Source organism: Shouchella oshimensis, from assembly GCF_002019765.1.
Taxonomy (GTDB): domain Bacteria; phylum Bacillota; class Bacilli; order Bacillales; family Bacillaceae_D; genus Shouchella; species Shouchella oshimensis.
Genome location: NZ_KV917380.1, coordinates 3,732,500 through 3,752,031, shown reverse-complemented (window position 1 = coordinate 3,752,031; position 19,532 = coordinate 3,732,500). Strand labels below are relative to the sequence as shown.

The following is a 19,532-nucleotide window of genomic DNA, read 5'->3' as shown; positions in this document are numbered from 1 at the left end:
ACAGAAGCAACTAGGTTTTTATTAAGTGAGTTGAAAGGCTTACAGCGTCCCAGTATGGCTTCGATAGAGTCCCTTAATGGTAATTGATTGTCCTTTGGTATGAGTGATTGAAATGAACTGTACTCCTTTTCGTACGTCAGAATCAAAACGCCATAATGGAATGACTGTGTATTCTTCAAGGGTATACGTTATAAAGCTCGATTCATCTTCGTCCCCGTGCAAATGGATGGTAACAGGATCAGATTGTGAAAAATGGCTGACATGAACGATTAAATAGTTGGCACTGGTCAGATCTTCTTTTTCCTGCAATCGTAATGTTTGTTGTACGTCATTCGTTTGTTCAATGGTGATAGGTAGTGGTTTTGAAGGAATCCCTTCTTTAGAGGCAAAGCCATTCGTTTGCTGCAATAACCGTTGATGATCATGTACAAAATGATCATAAAGGGGCTTTTTAGCTAATCGATCCATATGGAAGATTCCCATCGTTTGGTAGAATTGATTATGGTTCACGTACCAGTCAAAAGCAGTCCAGTAGTCGATTGTGGCAACATATCCGTTGGGATTGTGCTCACCACCTGGCGTAACCGTTGCCTTTTCTAATAAAGCGAGCTGAACATCTTGATAGATTTCCACTTGTTTTTCAATATAACTTCGATCCGCATTGCTCCAGATCCCATATTCCGTATTCATAATAGGCTTATCGGGCCACGCTTGGTGTGCCTGCTCAATGAAATGCTTTGTTCCTTCATAAGGTGTACTTCCGTGAAAAATACCAAAATACATCGTCCATCCCGCTACATCTAGAGGCTCCATAGTAGGATCATGAAATCCAGGCTGATCTGCTGCTGAGCTTTGTGTCAACAATCTTCCATCAGGGTAATTGGTTTTCGTTTCATGAACCAATGCTTCATTATATTGTTTTCGAAGCGTAACATCTTTTGATTCGTTTTGAGTACTCCACATGGCAATAGAAGGACGGTTATAGCTGGAAAAGATCATTTCTCTCCACATCTGATAGGAAATGCCCCTTCTTTCTTGCGCTTCGTAATGGGCGGTTTCAAATTGCCATAAAGGAATTTCCGCCATACTTGGTAAACCAAATCGATCCAAAGCAATAAAGGTTTCAATGTGGTTTGGGTAGTGAGCGGTCCGAACTAAATTAACGTGTAAAGAAGAAAGAATCGTTACATCGTCCACAATTCGTTCCCATGAGGCTGTTCGCCCGTATTCTGGCCACTCTTCATGTCGAGCCACACCAGCAAAAAAAACAGATTGGTCATTTAACTTGATACGAGGCCCATCGGTTGCCAGTGTACGAAAGCCAAACTGAGTGTAAAACGAATCAATGAGAGCATCATCGTGGTAAAGCTGAAGACCTAACACATATAAATGGGGTTCACGAATGCTCCAAAGCTGTGGGTGTGGGATTGTGGCCATCTCTTTTATTTTTTTGCTTTCCCCGGAAGCAAGGGTGACTGTTGTCCCTTGGGCAGTTGGCACATGTACTTCCTCTTCGCATATACTTTTTGCTTTTGGACTCTTCAACCAGTTAGGTGATTGAAAATCTGTTGTGAAAAACCGTGGTTTTATGAATGCTGTTACCGATTCACTTGAGCGATTTTCTAGTACATAGTCCATTTGCAGTTTCCCTTGCAAAGTAAGAGGAACCACATCAACCCTTGAAATGTATAAACTTGGAACAACCTCTAAATAAAGATCTTGAATAATGCCGGTGTAATTGAAAAAATCGTTGTTTACAGCTGGAACGGTATCAAGTCTTGTTGTCCATGGTGGATTATCAATGCGCACAGCAATGAGATTTTCTCCTGGTTTTAATAAGGCAGACACATCAAATGCAAATGGCGTGAATCCACCTTCATGATAGCCAACGTATGATTCATTGATCCAAAAATCACTAATATACGAAACACCTAAACATTTTAAGGTAACGACTTGTTCTGCATAAGCCTCTGGCCAGTGAATGGTTTTACGATACCACACGCCATCTTCATAGGTCTCTGCAGCATGTACCTCCTCTTTGCCGGTTAAATGATTTTCAGGTGCTGGCAAAGTTTTCGCTTCCCATGATTCATCATTGTACGAACATGAAGTAAATCCGTCTTGTTCGGTTTTCGCAATCCAGTCTTTGGTGCGAGCATGCATGGACCAGTTATGATCCGCACGAAAACGCAGTTTTTTCCATTCACCAGCAAGTGAGAACGTTACCCGATCTTGAGGATCGAAAGACGGATAAACCATATTCGATTGATAAGGAATTTGATCTTTAAATGAAAGCGTACTTGTTACAGTGCCTTCTATGTACTGTTGATTCATCGTGAAACACTCCTTCGTTGTGAAAAAAGCGGGCAGGATAGCCCGCTTTTAAGGTTATAAACCGAGTTTCTCTCGATTCTCATTCATTTTTTCATTACGAATGGCTTCGACAGCAGCGAAATTATTTGTTTCGAGAAATGTTTCATACTCATCAATGAGGCGGTCGAACTCACGATCGTCTTTTGCCCGAATCATACTTGCTAAAGTAGTCGCCCAAGTAGAATCAATATTCACTAACGAGCGTGCCTCAGCAGTTCCTTGGTCTGGATTGATGTTTTCAATAAGAAATTGTGGCTTAAGCTTTCCTTTTGTCCATTTCTGAATTTGATCAACTGCGACAGACGCTTCGTTCTCACCATGCTCTAGCGCGAATCCATCATGTCCGAAAAACCAAAACTCACCTAAGCGATAGGACTTTTTGTATTCTTCGGGATTGTCATTTCTCATTTGCAACACATCCTCATGCAACACCGCTTTTCCATTCTCATTAAAGTCAAACGTTTCGCCTTCAACACCAAATGTTGTTAAGTATTGTCCTTCATCACTTAAAAGGTACGTAAATAACTGAATCGCTTTTTGGGGGTCCGACACTTTGTTTGTAATATAGGTTACTGTCCAACCTGAAAGACCAGCTTGATTTAAAGTTGGTTCATTCCCATTTGAATTCTTCGGGCCATCAACCGCTATATATCTTTGGTCAGGATCTCGAGCTACATTGGTTTGCAAGGAGCCGGATAATTGAGCAATGCCGCTTGCGAAAACAGAGCCGTATTGACCACGCTCCACTTTTTCTTCAAAAATAGTATTGTCATCAGAGAAATTATCATCGCTAATTAAACCGAGTTGATAGGCTTCGTTAAATGTGCGAATCCATTCTAGGTAGCTATCGTCTAAGTTTCGGTTATACCAATCACTGTTTTCATCTGCAATGGGAACACCGAGATGATTTTGAAACGTGTCACCGATTGAGCCGACATCACCATCGGAACCGAATCCTCTGAAAGCAAAAGGAACAACATCAGGAAATGCTTCTTTCATTTGCTGTAAGCTGTTTATAAACTGTTCCGGTGTGGACAAGTCTGGTTCTCCTAGCGCCTCATAAATATCTTCTCGAATAATGAACGCATCTGATCCAGGAATAATGTCTGCTTGATAATCGTCAATTGTATTAGAGTAACTCGGATAACCATACGTAAATCCGTCTTCAAGTTGATACCAATCAAGAGTTTGCTCTTGTGCTACTTGATGGAAATAAGGGTCATATTGATCAGCAAGCTCTCTTAGTGGTAATGCCCATGTGGGAGCACGTAATGCCGCTTGTGACTGACCATCAAAAATGGTAATCAAGTCAGGCAAGTCGCCACCAGAAAAGAGTGTATTTAAGTTTGAGTCATCACCAGTTACAAAGGTAATATCGAGATTCAAATCTTCCTTCAGCTTTTTTGTGATGACATCCTCTCCGAAACCACGATCAAACCATTCAGCATTCACATACCACGTTAATGCAACATTTTCTTCATCATCGACTTGCCAGGCTGGTGTATTCGGATCAATCTTGTAACGAGCCTCTTCTAAGTCTTCGATTGACACTTCCGCACCTGAGCTACTACAACCAGCGATCATAACGACACCAACGATTGACATGAATCCTAGTACCTTTTTTTTCAACAAAAACGCCTCCTTTAGTAATGAAACATGACTATTCTTTTACTGCTCCAATCATCATTCCAGATATTAAAAACCGTTGTAAAAACGGATAAACCAACACAATTGGGACGGTAGCGACAACAATTGTTGCAAGTTGAATGGTCTGGGAGGATGTCGGGATAATGACTGATCCGACAACATTTTGCATATTAGCTGCTTGTTGCTGGACAATAATTTCGTATAGCTTCATTTGAATCGGATACAGCGCTTCATTCGTAATGTACAATCGAGCGGTCATAAAGTCATTCCATTGGTAAACACCATTAAAAAGAGCAATAACAGCTAGCACTGGTGTTGATAGCGGTAAGATGATTTGCAAGAAAATGCGCCACACACCCGCACCATCGATTCGCGCTGATTCCTCTAATGAAGTCGGAATCTCTCTGAAAAAGTTCATAAGGATCAGCATATTGTAAAAACTAAAAAGCGCAGGAATAATGTAGACTAAAAAGTTGTCAAGTAACCCCAACGAACGCATAAGTAAATAGATTGGAATCATGCCGCCACTGAAAAACATCGTCCCTACACCAAGAGCAATAAAGATCTTTCGTCCAATGAGGTCTTGTTTACTCATAGCATAGGCGACCATCGCTGTAAAAAAGACTGAGGTGGTCACACCGATAACGGTTTTTAGTACAGAGATAAGGAAAGCGTTCCAAATGCTTGGGTCATTAAAGACAACCCGATAAGCATCTAGAGAAAACTGCTCTGGCCATAAACGAATCCCTGGCGTTGCGACGGAGGCAGAGCTGCTAAAAGAGCCAACAATAACATCCCAAATTGGGAAGATAATAATTGTTGTAAAGACGATCATAAAAAGAACGTTCAGTGTATTAAACAGACGGTTCTCTTTAATTCCGGCTGGTTTGTTACGGTTAGTCGGTACGTTAGATTTAGGTTGTAAAACAGCCATAGCGCATGCCTCCTTTTAAAAAATAGAACGGTTGTTAAGCTTTTTCGTGATCTTATGTGTAATGATAACGAGGATGAGAGAGATAATGGAAATCGCTAAACCAACTGCTGTGGCATAAGAGAAATCACCTTGTACAAGACCAATCTTGTAGACATAGGAATCAATCACCTCTGCACGAGAAGCATTTAACGGATTAATTAACACAAGTGTTTGATCTAAGTTGGAGCCAAGCAAGCCACCAACAGCTAAAACGAACATAAGCGCGATAATAAAGGACATCAGTGGAAGGGTAATGTGCCGAATTTGCTGGAGCTTTGTGGCGCCGTCAATTTTTGCAGCTTCATAATAGGTTGGATCAATGCTTGCCATTGTAGCAAGGTAAATGATCGTCCCCCAGCCAACGCTTTTCCATACATCGGACAAAACAGCAATCATCCAGTAGCTTTGGGCTTCAACAAGAAAGTTCCGCGGTTCATCAAGGATGCCAATGGTCATTAAAAAACTGTTTAACAGACCTGTTGTAGAAAGCCAGCTTGTTAACATACCTCCAACAACGATCCATGATAAAAAATGAGGGAGATACGAGATTGTCTGAACCGATCGCTTAAATAAGCCAGCTTTTAATTCAAAGATTAATATGGCCAAAAGAATAGGTGCCGTAAATCCAATAAGCAGCTTAAGAAAGCTGATGGCTAACGTATTACGAACAGCACTCCAAAAAAACGGATCACTGAAGGCAATTTTAAAATTGTTTAAGCCTACCCATGGTGCAGAAGAGATCGTGTCTGTAACCGAGAAGCTTTTAAACGCGACGACAATTCCATAGATGGGAATGTACGTAAAAATAATCATAAAAATAACACCAGGTATAACCATAAGTTGGAGCGGTAGTTGCTGTTTGTATCGTTTGAAAAAATTAGGTTTCGCTTTCAATGTAAGTCAGTCCTCCCCCTCTTTATAAAAGCGCTTTCAACATAATGTTAACGTTATCATTTTGAACAAAAATCTGCTTTCAAGAATGAATGGCTTGAAATACAGAGTTATTCACACGTAGAACAGGGCTAAGCATTTTTTGTGTAAGTGCTACATCAGGTGAATCAATACGTTGCAAAAGGATAGTGGCAAGTTCTTTCCCGACTTCGTATACAGGCTGATGGATCGTTGTAATTTTTGGATCTGTTAAAAGCTCATAGCCTAATCCGTCAAAGCCTGCGATAGACAAATCATGGGGTACGTTTTTCTTTAATAAGCGTGCGGCTCGAATGGCTCCAAGAGCTAGCTCATCGCTCATACAAAATAAAGCAGTCATGTGAGTACGCTCAAACAACTCAATGGTTTTTAGATAACCGATATCTTCTTTGTTTTCAGCAAACTCTATTTTATCTGAAGAAAACGAAATACCATTGTCAAGTAATGCTTGCTTATAGCCGTTAATTCGATCAGATACGAATTGTCTGTTTTCGTTAATAACGATTAAACCAATGTCTTTATGACCGAGCTTAATTAAATACGTAACCATTTCGTATGCGCCTTGGTAGTTATCGACATCCACCCAATCATAAGTAGGTAATGAATGTCCAAATAAGACAGTTGGCACATCGAACTTTTCGTCTAGCAGTGCTTCTTGATCGGCTGTTACACTCATTGCAATGATCCCATCACACTTGTATGGATAATCCCATTCTCGTCGAACTAAAAAAGAATAATGTTGCTTGCTTAATTCGTCACTAACGCCGGCTAAAAAGTTCATTGCAAAAGGATTGGTCAATTGTATGTCCTGTGAAATAAAGATATGTATGACTCGGGTTTTCTTTGTAACAAGCGCTTTAGCTGCTTGATTTCCTTGATAGTGTAGTTCTCCTATTACTTTTAGAACTTTTTCTCTCGTTTTTTCTTTTACAAGTTCTGGTGTGTTAATCACTCTTGATACAGTGATTGTGGAGACACCTGCTGCCTTTGCGACTTCTTTCATGTTTGCCATTCCTTCACCAATCCTGACTCAAAATGATAACGTTAACATTTTGAATTATATAGACAGTGCGAAGAAGCGTCAACTCTTTTTTAGAAAAGAAAGATAAAAAGGACTGATTAAAGGAAAACAGCGCTTCATCACGAAAAGTAACTGTATAGAGTACGGTTAGGAAGACTACAGGTTGTTGTAAAGGAGGGGAAGATGATGAATTCGAATCGAATGGTTATACGACACGCACGGCAGCTCGTAACAAACGAAGCGAGTCGTCCGTTAAAGGGACGTGAAATGGAAGAGAATCTGAAAGTCATAGAAGATGGTGGCATATGGATTGAAAATGGGTTAATTAAAAAAATAGGAACGGATAAAGAGGTGTGGAAAGCGGTATGTGACCATGGACAAACGAAGCTTGTCACACTTATTGATGCAAGTCAGCATCTTGTTACACCTGGTCTTGTTGATCCCCATACTCATTTAGTGTTTGCAGGTAGTCGTGAAGATGAATTTGAAATGCGTTTAAAAGGTGCGGCTTACATGGACATTATGAATGCCGGTGGAGGCATTCATCGTACAACGTCAGCAACAGCAGCAGCGTCTGAAGAGGAATTGATGGCTGTTGCCAAAGAGAGACTGGATCTCTTCTTGCGTCATGGTGTGACGACTATTGAAGCAAAGAGTGGGTATGGACTGTCATTAGAAAATGAACGCAAGCAACTGGTAGTAGCAAGACGTTTGAATGCCATTCACCCTGTCACAATTGTTTCAACCTTTATGGGTGCACATGCTGTTCCAAAAGAATACAAAACGAATCGTGAGACGTTTGTAGACATGGTTGTAGAGAACATGATTCCTGCCATAGCGAGGGAAGGGTTGGCCCGGTTCAATGATGTTTTTTGTGAAGAGGGCGTGTTTACACCTGAACAATCTAAGCGCATTTTAGAAGCTGGAAAAGCACACGGTCTCATTCCGAAAATTCATGCTGATGAAATCGTTTCGTATGGAGGAGCAGAACTAGCAGCAGACGTTGGTGCCATCTCTGCAGATCATTTGTTAAAGGTGTCTGATAAAGGAATCGAAAAAATGGCGGCTAAAGGTGTTATTGGTGTATTGCTCCCAGCAACTGCATTTTTTTTAATGGAAAAGCCAGCAAATGCCCGAAAAATGATTGAAGGCAATGTTGCTGTGGCCTTATCAACAGATCGAAATCCAGGATCAAGCCCAACTGAGTCAATGCCATTTGTCATGAACTTAGCTTGCTTAACCATGGGGATGACACCGAAAGAAGTTCTTACTGCAGCAACAATAAATGCTGCTAGTGCTATCGGGGAAGAACAGGTGGTTGGAAGCTTGGAACCAGGAAAAAAAGCTGATCTTGTCTTTTGGAATGCACCAAATTATACGTATTTACACTATCATGTTGGCGTCAATATGGTAGACAAAGTATTTAAAGACGGCAAGCTTGTTGTGACAAACGGAGTAGTCATTTAACTCGTTAAGGAGGCTAATTTGATGGAAAAACAAACCGGACAGCGCACAGTACGTGCACCAAGGGGAAACCAGTTGCATTGCAAAGGGTGGGCCCAAGAGGCCGCCATGCGAATGTTGCTTAACAATCTTGATCCAGAAGTTGCTGAGGACCCTGACCATTTAATTGTTTATGGTGGAATTGGTAAGGCGGCTCGGGATTGGAGAAGTTTTGACCAGCTTATTGCTTCATTAAAAGAGCTAGATAATGATGAAACCCTCCTCGTTCAGTCTGGCAAACCAGTTGGGCTGTTCCGCACGCACGAGGCTGCTCCAAGAGTGTTGATTGCTAACTCTAATCTAGTTCCATCGTGGGCAACTTGGAATCATTTTTATGAACTTGAGGATAAGGGGTTAATGATGTACGGTCAAATGACGGCTGGAAGCTGGATTTACATTGGCGCTCAGGGTATTTTGCAAGGGACTTATTTAAGTTTTGTTGAAGCAGGAAAAAAAGCGTTCGGCACACCTGATTTAACAGGTCGTTTTATTGTTACTGGCGGGATGGGTGGAATGAGCGGTGCCCAACCATTAGCAGGAAAGATGGCAAACGCAGTCATTCTTGTTGTTGAAGTTGATCGGTCTCGAATTGAACGGAAAATGAAAGAAGGCTACTGTGATGTTCTTGTGGAGTCATTAGACGAAGCATTAAAGCTTGTTGAAAAGTTCACTACAAAAGGTGAGCCCGCTTCAATTGGCCTGGTAGGAAATTGTGCTGATGTGCTACCCGCACTTGTTGAAAAGGGCGTAATCCCAGATTTTGTTACCGATCAAACAAGCGCCCACGATCCTTTAAACGGTTATGTTCCAAATGGGCTAACCCTTGCTGAAGCGAATCAATTAAGAGTAACCGATCCTAAAACATACGAGAAGCGTTCGATTGAGGCGATGGGCATACATGTGCAAGCCATGCTTGATTTACAAGCAGCAGGAGCAGAAACATTTGATTACGGTAACAACATCCGTGCCTATGCAAAACAAGCAGGCGTGAGCAATGCCTTCGATATACCTGGATTTGTACCAGCGTATATTCGACCTTTGTTTTGTGAGGGAAAAGGTCCTTTTAGATGGGCAGCCCTTTCTGGAAATCCGCAGGATATTTACAAGTTGGATCGTCTTGCTAAAGAGATGTTTCCTGAAGATGAGGGGTTAGTAAACTGGATTACAATGGCTCAAAAATTGGTGAAGTGGCAAGGGCTACCGGCGCGAATTTGCTGGCTTGGCTATGGTGATCGTGACCGTTTTGCTCTAAGAGCTAATGAAATGGTTGCGAATGGTGAACTTGAAGCACCGATCGTTTTTGGCCGTGACCATCTTGATTGTGGCTCTGTAGCATCGCCAAATCGTGAAACAGAAGGAATGAAAGATGGCAGTGATGCTGTTGCAGACTGGCCCATTTTAAATGCGTTAATTAATACGGCAGGAGGAGCTAGCTGGGTGAGTGTTCATCATGGCGGGGGTGTTGGTATGGGCTACTCTGTTCATGCTGGGCAAGTTTTAGTCGCTGATGGAAGTCAATTAGCGAAGGAGCGGATAAAGCGCGTGTTACTTTCAGATCCTGGTATGGGAATCGTTCGACACGTAGATGCAGGTTATGATCGGGCTATGGATGTAGCAAATGAAAAAGGTGTTCATATTCCGCTTAAGAAAGGTGATTAAAATGAATGTAAAAACAGTAACAATAAATGCGGACAGGCTAGCCGCTTCAATTCATGAATTGGGTCAATTCGGCCTGAATGAAGGAGGCGGATTAGACCGTACAACGTTTACAGAGCCAGAGCTGAAGGCGAGAGACTGGTTAAAAGAACAATTGAGCAAACTTAATGTGGACGTGTATACCGATGAAGCGGCAAACATTTGGGGAAAACGTGTCGGGAAAAAGAGGAAAAGCATCGTCTGCGGTTCTCATATCGATACGGTTCCGAATGGAGGCAAATTTGACGGGGCCCTCGGTGTATTAATTGGATTAGAAATGTTACGCACATTAGAGGAAAATGGCATTGAAACCGAACACGATGTGGAGCTGGTATCCTTTAGTGCCGAGGAGCCGAATCCATTTGGTCTATCGACTTTTGGGAGCCGGGCCATTTCTGGGAAATTAACAGCACAACAAATAAAAGATGTAAAAAATGCAGAAGGTATTAGAGTGACCGATGCGCTAGCAAAGGCTGGTGGCATCCCTGAACAATTGGATCACTGTGTGAGAAAAGAAGATGAACTGCTTGCTTATCTTGAAGTCCATATTGAACAAGGAAAGCGTTTAGTAGATGCTCACGTACCTCTTGGAGTTGTAACAGGAATTACCGGAATTTACCGGGAAGAGCTAACGATAAAGGGAGTTCCGAATCATGCAGGCACAACTGTAATGACGGACCGTTCGGATGCCCTTGTAGCAGCAGCAGAACTGATCGTAACAGTAAAGAATGTCTGTACCGATTTCCCAAAAGCAGAACTGGTCGGAACCGTTGGACAAGTACACGTTTTGCCGAATGCTACCAACATTATTCCCGGAGAAGTGGTACTAGCAGTAGAAATTCGAGGAGAGAAAACCGAGGATGTCAACAAAGTTCAACAGGAGCTTCAAGAAAAAAAGTCTTATGTTGAAACAACTTATGGTGTTCACATCGAGACAAAAGTAATGTTGAACCAAGCTCCGGTCGAAATGAGTGAATACATCATGAAAACAATGGAACGACAAGCGGACATAGCAGGGTTTTCTACGATGCGCTTAGGAAGTATGGCGGGTCATGATGCAGCTCATATGGCATCTCTTACACCTTCTGGCATGATCTTTGTTCCTAGTGTAGATGGGAAAAGTCACTGTCCTGAAGAGGAAAGTAGTATGAATGATATTGAAAAAGCTGCAAATGTTTGTTTGCATTCGCTTTTGGAGATTGACCAAGAAGGTGGGAGTGTCTGATGATACTATATTGTGCAGATTCAGTCTATACCAATGGCGGGTTTCAAAAAAACTACGCCGTGCTTGTTAAGGATGATGTCATTCAAGATATGGGTCCTACTGACAAACTAACTAAAACCTATCACGGTGCTGCAACAATCGACTGGGGAGAAAAAGCCATTGTACCAGGGACAGTAAATGCCCACAATCATTCATTCCAAAGCTTGTTAAGAGGAATAGCAGTAGACCGGCCATTTCTAGAATGGCGTGACCAAGCGCTTTATAAGTATACGCCACTTTTAGATGAAGAAGCGATTTATACAGGTGCACTGTTTGCATTTGGAGAAATGGTTAAGTATGGTGTCACAACAGTGAGTGATTTCTTTTATGTGCATAACAATGGAGTAAAAACAGACGAAGCCGTCATTCAAGCGGCAGTTGACGTGGGTATTCGTCTCGTATTTGCTCGAACGATGTATGATTGGAAAGGAGCACCGTCAAGTTATCAAGAGTCTGTAACGGATGCTACGAAGCGTACGAGAGAACTAGCAATTAAATATCATGGTCACCCTATGGTCGACGTACATCCAGCTCCCCATAGTCCCCATGCAGCTTCTCCAGAAATGATTCAAGCAGGTTACAGACTAGCCAAAGAATTGCAAACGCCTTTTCATATACATGTTTCCGAGGAAATGTTTGAAGTAGAAGAAACGTTAGAAAAATACAACAAAAGACCGATTCATTATTTAGATTCATTGGGAGTCGTAGACGAGAGTATGCTAGCCATCCACCTCGTTTGGCTCGATCAATCGGAAATCGATTTACTCGGAAATCGAAAGGCTGGTCTTGCTTATTGTCCATCAAGCAATATGTTTCTTTCAGATGGCATTACAAGCATACCTGAACTTGTGCGTTCTGGTGTTCGGGTTAGTCTTGGGAGTGATGGTGCGTGTAGTAATAATCGAATTAGCGTATTTGAAGAGATGCGTATGTGCTCATTGTTACAAAAAGTAAGTACTCTTGATGGGACATGTATGACAGCAAATCAAGTTTTTCAGATGGGGACAAAAAATGGTGCAGATTTATTGCAAATCGATACAGGGGAGCTTGCGATTGGCAAAAAAGCGGATTTCCTTGCAGTAGACACAAGCGACCTTTCTCTTTTGCCAAAGCATGAACTCTTCGCTAATCTTGTTTACGCAATGCAGCCAACAGCCATAACAGATGTTATTGTAGCAGGTAAATCTGTAGTACAAAACAGAACCGTTCAAACCGTTTCTGAGCAAATGATTGTGAAAAAGGTTGATCATCTGTTTGAAAAATGGGGCATATAACTTCCATTTATTCTTCTGTGAGTGTTTGGCTTTCCCGACGAAACCATGTTCTTTTTGATGATTTCTTTTTAATGTAGCCACCTTGAAAATTTCGAGTTTCGAAGGAGACAACAAAGGCATTTGGGTCGCATTCATTTACGATTGCCATAAACTCATGCTCGCGATCACGACGAGCAGTGCAATCCAGTCTTACCCGTATGGATTCGATTCCTTCAACTGTTGTAAGCGCAACGCTGAAATCGGCGTCACGAAGACGTTCGATTAATGGTTTATGGTGGAAAGACGTGTTTACCTGAAGGGATACATAACCAATTGCCAGCTTCTCCTCAACAATGGAGCCGAGGTACATGCCTAATCCAAAACCAAGTGAATATGCGACCATATTAAAGTAGTTTGATAAATCGCTAAAAACAATGGATAAAGAAATGACGTGTACGCCTCCTTCTACTGTCGCAAACAAAGCAGAACGTTCTTTTTCCCCTTTAACCATCATGAGCGTTCGCAATACAACAAGAGGCACATACAGCAATTGTGCGCCTAAAATTAAAATAGGTTGCCAGAGCATTTGTTTCACCTCTTTTAATCAAGCAACTTCACTTTTAAAGTAGTGTGCATTTAATACGTTAAAAGTATGCATAAAAGTAGGTTAAATCGACAATTAACGATTAATTATTTCCAGGGGAATAACTGAAATAGTGAGAAAGATGTCAGGATAGGGAGGGTGTGAAATAGAAGAAGACGAATCTCAATGGGAACGAGATTCGTCTTTTTTAATTCCTTCTGAAGTTGCTAACTTTCCTTAGAGTACGTCTCTAAAGAGCTCTTTTTTAACATTTTGTCGCATTTCATAAATGTTCGTTACAATTACTTTTGCAACAGCATACGTTGGAATGGCAATAATCATTCCGAGAAAGCCAGCAATATTTCCTGCTGCAAGGACGAGCGTAATAACGGTAATAGGATGTACGCTGAGCTTCTTTCCCATAATGTTTGGCGTAATCAGGTTACTTTCTGCCTGTTGAACAACTAAAGTAATAACAGAAACCCAAATCGCCAAGATAGGATCTTGAATAAGCGCAATAATGAATGCTGGGAAAAACGCGAGCCATGGGCCTAAGAAAGGAATCATATTTAAGAGAAAAGCTAATAAAGCCAAAAGCAAAGCATAATCCAGCCCAACGAAGGAGTAGGCTATAAAAAGCAAAATAGCTAACATTAATGCAGCCAATACTTGTCCTTGGACATAGCTCTTTAAAGCGAAATCAATTTCGTGTAGTAATTTTGCCATCCATTGTTTGGTTTCGCCCTTAAAGTACTGGACAATGGCAGGTGCAAAACGATGATAGTCCTTCATCATGAAGAAGAAGAAGAACGGTACAAGTATTAAAGCCAGAATCGTCGTAATGGCACCACTCAAAAAGGAAATAATATAGCTTGAACTTACGACAATAATGTTCTCAAGTGAATCAAGTAGAGACCCTATCGATTGTTCTAAATCAAACGCAGCTGTCCCGCTATTTGTTATATACGGCATAACAAATTCTTCGAGTTGTTGGAAAATCATAGGTACATTGCGAATTAATTTATTTGCTTCATCAATGAGCGGGTCTAAAATAAATAGTGCGCCAACCACAAAGAGTGTAGCAATAAGGGCTAAAATACTCAAAGCAGAAGCCCATTGAGGAATTTTTTTCATCAAGAACCGGTGAAGGGGTTCTGTGATATAGAATAATAGCCCCGCAAGTAAAACTGGTATTAAAATCGTTGTTACAACAATTAAAATCGGTTCAAACAGCCACTGGATTTCGACAACATTCTTGATAATTAGAATGAGTAAAAGAATCCCAACACCTAGTTGAAACCACAATTTGTTTAGCATAAAATCGTACACTCCTGGCATCTTAGTATGGTTCTCTATCATTATAGCGCAAGTATACACCGTGACGTTACGTCACATGCAAGGTTTCGTTAGAAAGAAAGAGAAAAAAGGATACCAAGAAGAGCGCGAGAAGAAATTTGTTGTTAAGAATAGAAAGAAAAAAGCGCGATAGATAGGGAAATATTCACGAGCCCCTTGCTATTAGCGCTTTTGTCTATTTTTTTTAGTATTATGCGTCATTTAGAATTCTTCGTACTCATTCGGATTTTGGTTGTCAATTCGTCCGTTCTCACGGGTAAGACGATTAATCGCATCCATCGTAGGATTGTCTAACTCAAAATCAAATAGTGCTAAATTATCCTGCTGCCTAGAAACATTTGAAGATCGGACAAGAGGAAGATTCTCTAATTGAATTTGCCAGCGTAAGATAATTTGCGCTTTTGATTTTCCATATGATTCAGCAATGTCGTCAAACAGCTGATCATGAAAAACACTGTCTGAACGAAGACGGCCAAGTGGGCTCCAGCTCTGTGTAACGATTCCTAATTTCTTGTCATAGGCACGCTGTTCTTCTTGAGAGAAGTATGGATGTAATTCAACTTGGTTTATGCTAGGTGTAACACCTGTTTCGTTAATAATTTGGTCGAGATGCTCAGGAAGAAAGTTGCTTACGCCAATAGAGCGAACAAGACCCCAGCGTTTAGCATCTATTAATGCCTGCCATGCTTCAACAAATAGGCCCTGCTTTGGATTTGGCCAATGAACAAGATATAAGTCAAAATAGTCAAGTCCTGTCCGAAGCAGTGATTCTTGAATGGTTTCAACAGCTTTGTTATACGCATGGTGCCTTCCTGGTAGTTTTGAAGTGATACGCAGTTGCTCTCTCGGTGTGGAACTCCGTCGAACGGCTTCACCGACAGCTCCTTCATTTTCGTAATTAAACGCTGAGTCGATTAAGCGATAGCCAATCTCAATAGCGCTTTGAATCGAATGAACACAAGCATGGCCTTTCAACTGTGCAGTACCGTAGCCAATAGTTGGGACTTGTAAGCCGTCGTTTAACGTGCGAATTGGAATTGAATCTACCATTCTATCACTCCTATAGTGTATTATTACTAGTCTAGCATGTGAAAGGTTGACGGTCTAATAAGAAGATTCAGATTTCAATGCAGGACGGATTGTTCTGATAGAGTGTCAATGTGCAGTAGCATGAATGGATTCAAACAGCTAGGGAATGAAAAGGTGTACAAGCAAAAAAAGAGAGGTGTGCCATTTTTGGCAACCTCTCTTTTGCGGCTTATCAATCTTGAATGCTAAGAGAAACCGTTTCACCCTCAACATCAAAGGACTTCATATCGTCTTCTTGACCGAATGAAAGCTTCTCAATTAGAACATGATTTTTCATAAAGGTTTCAAAGCGTTGTAAAATGTCTTCCACATTTGCTGATGCATGAATCGTTAAATGAACACGCTTTTCAACTGGTAGGTCAAGCTCTTTACGGTAAACTTGAACCGCACGGATGACTTCGCGAACAAACCCTTCTTCTTTAAGCTCTGTTGTGACATTCGTGTCAAGAACGACTAAGTAGTCATCGCCTTCAGCGAATTCAAAGCCTTGTAATGGATTCTTTTCAACGAGAACATCTTCTTTTTCAATTTCTACGACTTGATCATTCTCTAAGGTTAACACCATTTTGCCAGCATCAAGGAATTGTTGGGTTTGTGTATCCCCAAATTGAGCAATCATTTTCTGTACAAGACCAACTGATTTCCCTAATTTCGGTCCTGCAACAGGAAAATTTAATTTTACTTGCTGGGACACATATTGGTCTTGATTCGCATCAAGTAAAATGGTCTTTACATTTGTTTCTTCTGCAATAATGCCTTTATATGCTTCCAAATGAGCGGATTGCTTCACTGGTACAACTGCTAATTGAGCTAGCGGTTGCTTCGTTTTTAAGCTTGTTTGATTACGAATCGAACGAGTCAATTCAACGACTTGGCGAACCGCATTCATTTCTTCTTCAAGTGAAGAGTTTATTTGAGTGGAATCGGCTACTGGATAATCGGTTAAATGGACACTTTCTCCAGCTAAGTCACTGTAAACCTCGTCAGACAAAAATGGCGCAAATGGAGCCATTAATTGTGTTGTTTTCGTAATAACTTCGTACAACGTGTGGTAAGCTGCACGTTTGTCTTCATCCATACCACTCGCCCAGAAACGCGCACGAGAACGACGGATGTACCAGTTACTAATTTCGTCTAAAAACGATGCAATGGTTCTTGCGCCTTTCGTGACATCGTATGCGTCTAAGCTTTTCGTCACTTCTGCAATAACGGTGTTTAGGCGTGATAGAATCCATTCATCAAGCTTCGTTTGCTTGCCTGTCTCGACTGTTCTTGGATCAAAGCGATCAATGTCCGCGTACATTTTATAGAAAGAATGTACATTCGCTAGCGTGTCTAACACTTTTGACTTCGTCTGACTAACGGTCTTCTTAGAGAAGCGCTTATTATTCCAAGGTGCACTGTCGGCAAGTAATGCCCAGCGTAAGCTGTCTGCTCCGAATTCTTCAATGAGCTCAACTGGATTTAAGGCATTTCCTTTACTCTTAGACATTTTCTGTCCGTTCTCATCTAAAATATGCCCAAGCGAAAGTACGCGCTTATAAGGCGCTTTGCCTGTAAATAAAGTGGATACTGCAAGTAAGCTGTAGAACCAACCACGTGTTTGGTCGACTCCCTCAATGACAACGTCAGCAGGAAATTGCTTGTTCATCAATGCTTCATTTTCGAATGGATAGTGGTATTGTGCAAATGGCATAGAGCCACTATCAAACCATACATCAATCACTTCACTTGTCCGATGCATCGTTCCACCACATTCGCATGTAAATGTAATGCCATCAACATAGGGTTTATGAAGCTCAATATCTTCGCCTAACTCTTGATCTGCACGTTCACGTAGTTCGGCGATAGAAGCAGGCGCTTCCTGTTTATCACAGGAGTCACATTCCCACACATTTAATGGTGTGCCCCAGAATCGATTACGCCCAATGTTCCAGTCAACCACATTCTCAAGGAATTTACCAAATCGACCTTCGCGCATATGACTTGGGTGCCAATCCACTCCTTCGTTATTGGCAATGAGCTGATCTTTCATTTTCGTTGTTTCAATAAACCAACCTTCCATTGCGTAATAGAGAAGGGGGCTGTCACAACGCCAACAATGTGGATAGCTATGCTCATAGCGCTCTTTTGAGAATAAACGTCCGTTATGGGCTAACATTTTAACGATATCAACGTCACAATCTTTTACGAAACGACCAGCAAGTGGACCGATTTCTTCTGTATAACGGCCTTTTGAATCTACGACATTTACGAAATCAAGGCCACTTTCCCGGATAGCCTGATAGTCATCGTCACCGTGGGCAGGTGCCATATGAACAAGACCAGTACCGCTTGAATCGGTAACGAAAGAGGCACCGATTACTTCATGACCTCTATTTAAAGAAAGATAATTAAACGGAGGATCGTATTTCGTGCCAACAAGTTCCGATCCTTTTAACGTACCGACAACGTTCGGCGATTCACCAAGTAGTTTTTCAGCTAAAGCTTCTGCAACAACGTAGACTTCGTCATCTTTTTCCACTTTTACATAAGTCATATCTGGATTAACAGCAATCGCTACGTTGGAAGGTAATGTCCAAGGAGTTGTTGTCCAGCCAAGAAGGTATTCATTCTTCGTTCCTTCAATTAAGAACTTTGCTGTTGCTGATAAATCGGTAACATCCTTATATCCTTGAGCAACTTCGTGTGAGCTTAAAGAGGTTTCACAGTTTGGACAGTAAGGTACAACACGGTGACCTTTGTAAAGCATGTCGTTCCGATGAATGGTTGAAAGAATGTTCCACACTGACTCAATGTAAGGATTCTGTAAGGTGACATATGGGTCGTCCATATCTACCCAATAGCCAAGCGCTTCCGTGAATTGGCGCCATTCTCGCTCGTACGTAAAGACACTCTCTTTACATTTTTCAATGAATGCTTCAACACCGTATGCTTTAATTTCGTCTTTTCCTTTTAAATCGAGCTGTTTCTGTACTTCTAATTCTACAGGTAAACCATGGGTATCCCAGCCAGCTTTACGAAGAACTTGATACCCAGACATTGTTTTATACCGGGCAACAAAGTCTTTCATTGTACGTCCTAATGCATGACCCGCGTGAGGCATTCCGTTTGCAGTCGGAGGGCCTTCGTAGAAAACATACGTTTCTTTTCCTTCACGCTTTTCAATTGACTGTTTAAATGTGTTGTCCTTTTCCCAACGCTCGCGTACCCGTTGTTCACGGACATGTGCCGTTTCGCTCATTTGCGTCATCACCTTCTTTATAAAATTAAAAAAACCTCCATCCAGGTCGCAGGATCGAGGTGTTATTCACTCAATAGTAGACATAAAAAAAACCATACAGAAGTAGTGGTTTACATGCTTGTCATCATCACTACGTACCAACATACGCGCCCTTCATATCGGTAGGGAGCCGGCAAAGCTTAAAAGGATCGGTTCAGCTTTGCTTCTCGGAGAAGATTTTCAGAAAGGTCTTAACGTTGACTTTCAGCATTTATGTCAACTCTCTGTAGATAAGAATTCAATCTTACTCGGTCTCGTCATCGAATCAATTATTTGAATTATTCCTAGTATAAAGAGCGGGACGAGGAATGTCAAATAGACATCGGTGCAGTAAAAACAGGATTTGTTTCGTGTATGAAGAAATAGTCTTCAAAATTGGAAGTTCCCCTTAGCCTTATTGATTAAGTAGAAATTTTGATAAATAGTTGGTTTTTACTAAGCACCTTTCTTTTTCCTTTCTTGAACTACTTTTGACTAGAAGAAATGTCGTTAGACTGTTATAATTTTTATTGATAAACGATAAAATCTTGTTATACAATGATAAAAAAGTACCGAGGTGTTC

At 41.3% G+C, this 19,532-nt stretch carries 13 protein-coding genes; 4 read left to right on the top strand and 9 right to left on the bottom strand.

Annotated features, from left to right (window positions below; all coding sequences use genetic code 11):
- Positions 1 to 39 precede the first annotated feature (39 nt).
- From BK583_RS18745 to BK583_RS18725, 5 genes are all read right to left on the bottom strand, one after another.
- The gene (locus BK583_RS18745; protein WP_055737118.1) at positions 40 to 2,334 is read right to left on the bottom strand and encodes a glycoside hydrolase family 2 protein; all 2,295 of its coding nucleotides are present in this window, start codon (positions 2,332 to 2,334) and stop codon (positions 40 to 42) included.
- Positions 2,335 to 2,388: 54 nt separating this feature from the next.
- A complete protein-coding gene (locus tag BK583_RS18740) occupies positions 2,389 to 4,002 on the bottom strand; it encodes a type 2 periplasmic-binding domain-containing protein (protein ID WP_236702449.1) in 1,614 nt (537 codons plus the stop codon).
- 31 nt (positions 4,003 to 4,033) lie between these two features.
- Positions 4,034 to 4,954, bottom strand: a complete 921-nt coding sequence (locus BK583_RS18735) for a carbohydrate ABC transporter permease (protein WP_055737119.1) — start codon at positions 4,952 to 4,954, stop codon at positions 4,034 to 4,036.
- Between the two features lie 15 nt (positions 4,955 to 4,969).
- On the bottom strand, positions 4,970 to 5,887 hold the full coding sequence (locus BK583_RS18730; protein WP_236702450.1) for an ABC transporter permease: 918 nt from the start codon (positions 5,885 to 5,887) through the stop codon (positions 4,970 to 4,972).
- Positions 5,888 to 5,966: 79 nt separating this feature from the next.
- Positions 5,967 to 6,935: a LacI family DNA-binding transcriptional regulator gene (locus BK583_RS18725; RefSeq protein WP_055737120.1), complete on the bottom strand. Its 969-nt coding sequence runs from the start codon at positions 6,933 to 6,935 to the stop codon at positions 5,967 to 5,969.
- A gap of 195 nt (positions 6,936 to 7,130) precedes the next feature.
- Between BK583_RS18725 and hutI the strand changes: the two genes are divergently transcribed.
- The 4 genes from hutI to BK583_RS18705 are packed head-to-tail and all read left to right on the top strand — an operon-like array spanning position 7,131 to position 12,680.
- Positions 7,131 to 8,411, top strand: a complete 1,281-nt coding sequence (gene hutI / locus BK583_RS18720) for an imidazolonepropionase (protein ID WP_055737121.1) — start codon at positions 7,131 to 7,133, stop codon at positions 8,409 to 8,411.
- A 21-nt stretch (positions 8,412 to 8,432) separates the two neighbouring features.
- The gene (hutU, locus tag BK583_RS18715; protein ID WP_055737122.1) at positions 8,433 to 10,106 is read left to right on the top strand and encodes a urocanate hydratase; all 1,674 of its coding nucleotides are present in this window, start codon (positions 8,433 to 8,435) and stop codon (positions 10,104 to 10,106) included.
- Between the two features lies 1 nt (position 10,107).
- Positions 10,108 to 11,367, top strand: coding sequence for a M20 family metallo-hydrolase (locus tag BK583_RS18710; protein ID WP_055737123.1), 1,260 nt, complete (start codon positions 10,108 to 10,110; stop codon positions 11,365 to 11,367).
- A complete protein-coding gene (locus BK583_RS18705) occupies positions 11,364 to 12,680 on the top strand; it encodes an amidohydrolase family protein (RefSeq protein WP_139366214.1) in 1,317 nt (438 codons plus the stop codon). The genes BK583_RS18710 and BK583_RS18705 overlap by 4 nt, the downstream gene beginning before the upstream one ends.
- A 7-nt stretch (positions 12,681 to 12,687) precedes the next feature.
- Here BK583_RS18705 and BK583_RS18700 read toward each other — a convergent pair whose 3' ends face one another.
- The 4 genes from BK583_RS18700 to ileS form a co-directional block, all read right to left on the bottom strand.
- Positions 12,688 to 13,245, bottom strand: a complete 558-nt coding sequence (locus tag BK583_RS18700) for a DUF2179 domain-containing protein (protein ID WP_055737125.1) — start codon at positions 13,243 to 13,245, stop codon at positions 12,688 to 12,690.
- 234 nt (positions 13,246 to 13,479) lie between these two features.
- Complete coding sequence (locus BK583_RS18695) at positions 13,480 to 14,559, bottom strand: AI-2E family transporter (RefSeq protein ID WP_055737126.1); 1,080 nt, start codon at positions 14,557 to 14,559, stop codon at positions 13,480 to 13,482.
- Positions 14,560 to 14,799: 240 nt separating this feature from the next.
- Positions 14,800 to 15,648, bottom strand: coding sequence for an aldo/keto reductase (locus tag BK583_RS18690; protein WP_055737127.1), 849 nt, complete (start codon positions 15,646 to 15,648; stop codon positions 14,800 to 14,802).
- A gap of 211 nt (positions 15,649 to 15,859) precedes the next feature.
- Positions 15,860 to 18,931 carry an isoleucine--tRNA ligase gene (ileS, locus tag BK583_RS18685; protein WP_055737128.1) on the bottom strand — a complete coding sequence of 1,024 codons (3,072 nt, stop codon included), beginning with the start codon at positions 18,929 to 18,931 and terminating at the stop codon, positions 15,860 to 15,862.
- Positions 18,932 to 19,532 lie beyond the last annotated feature (601 nt).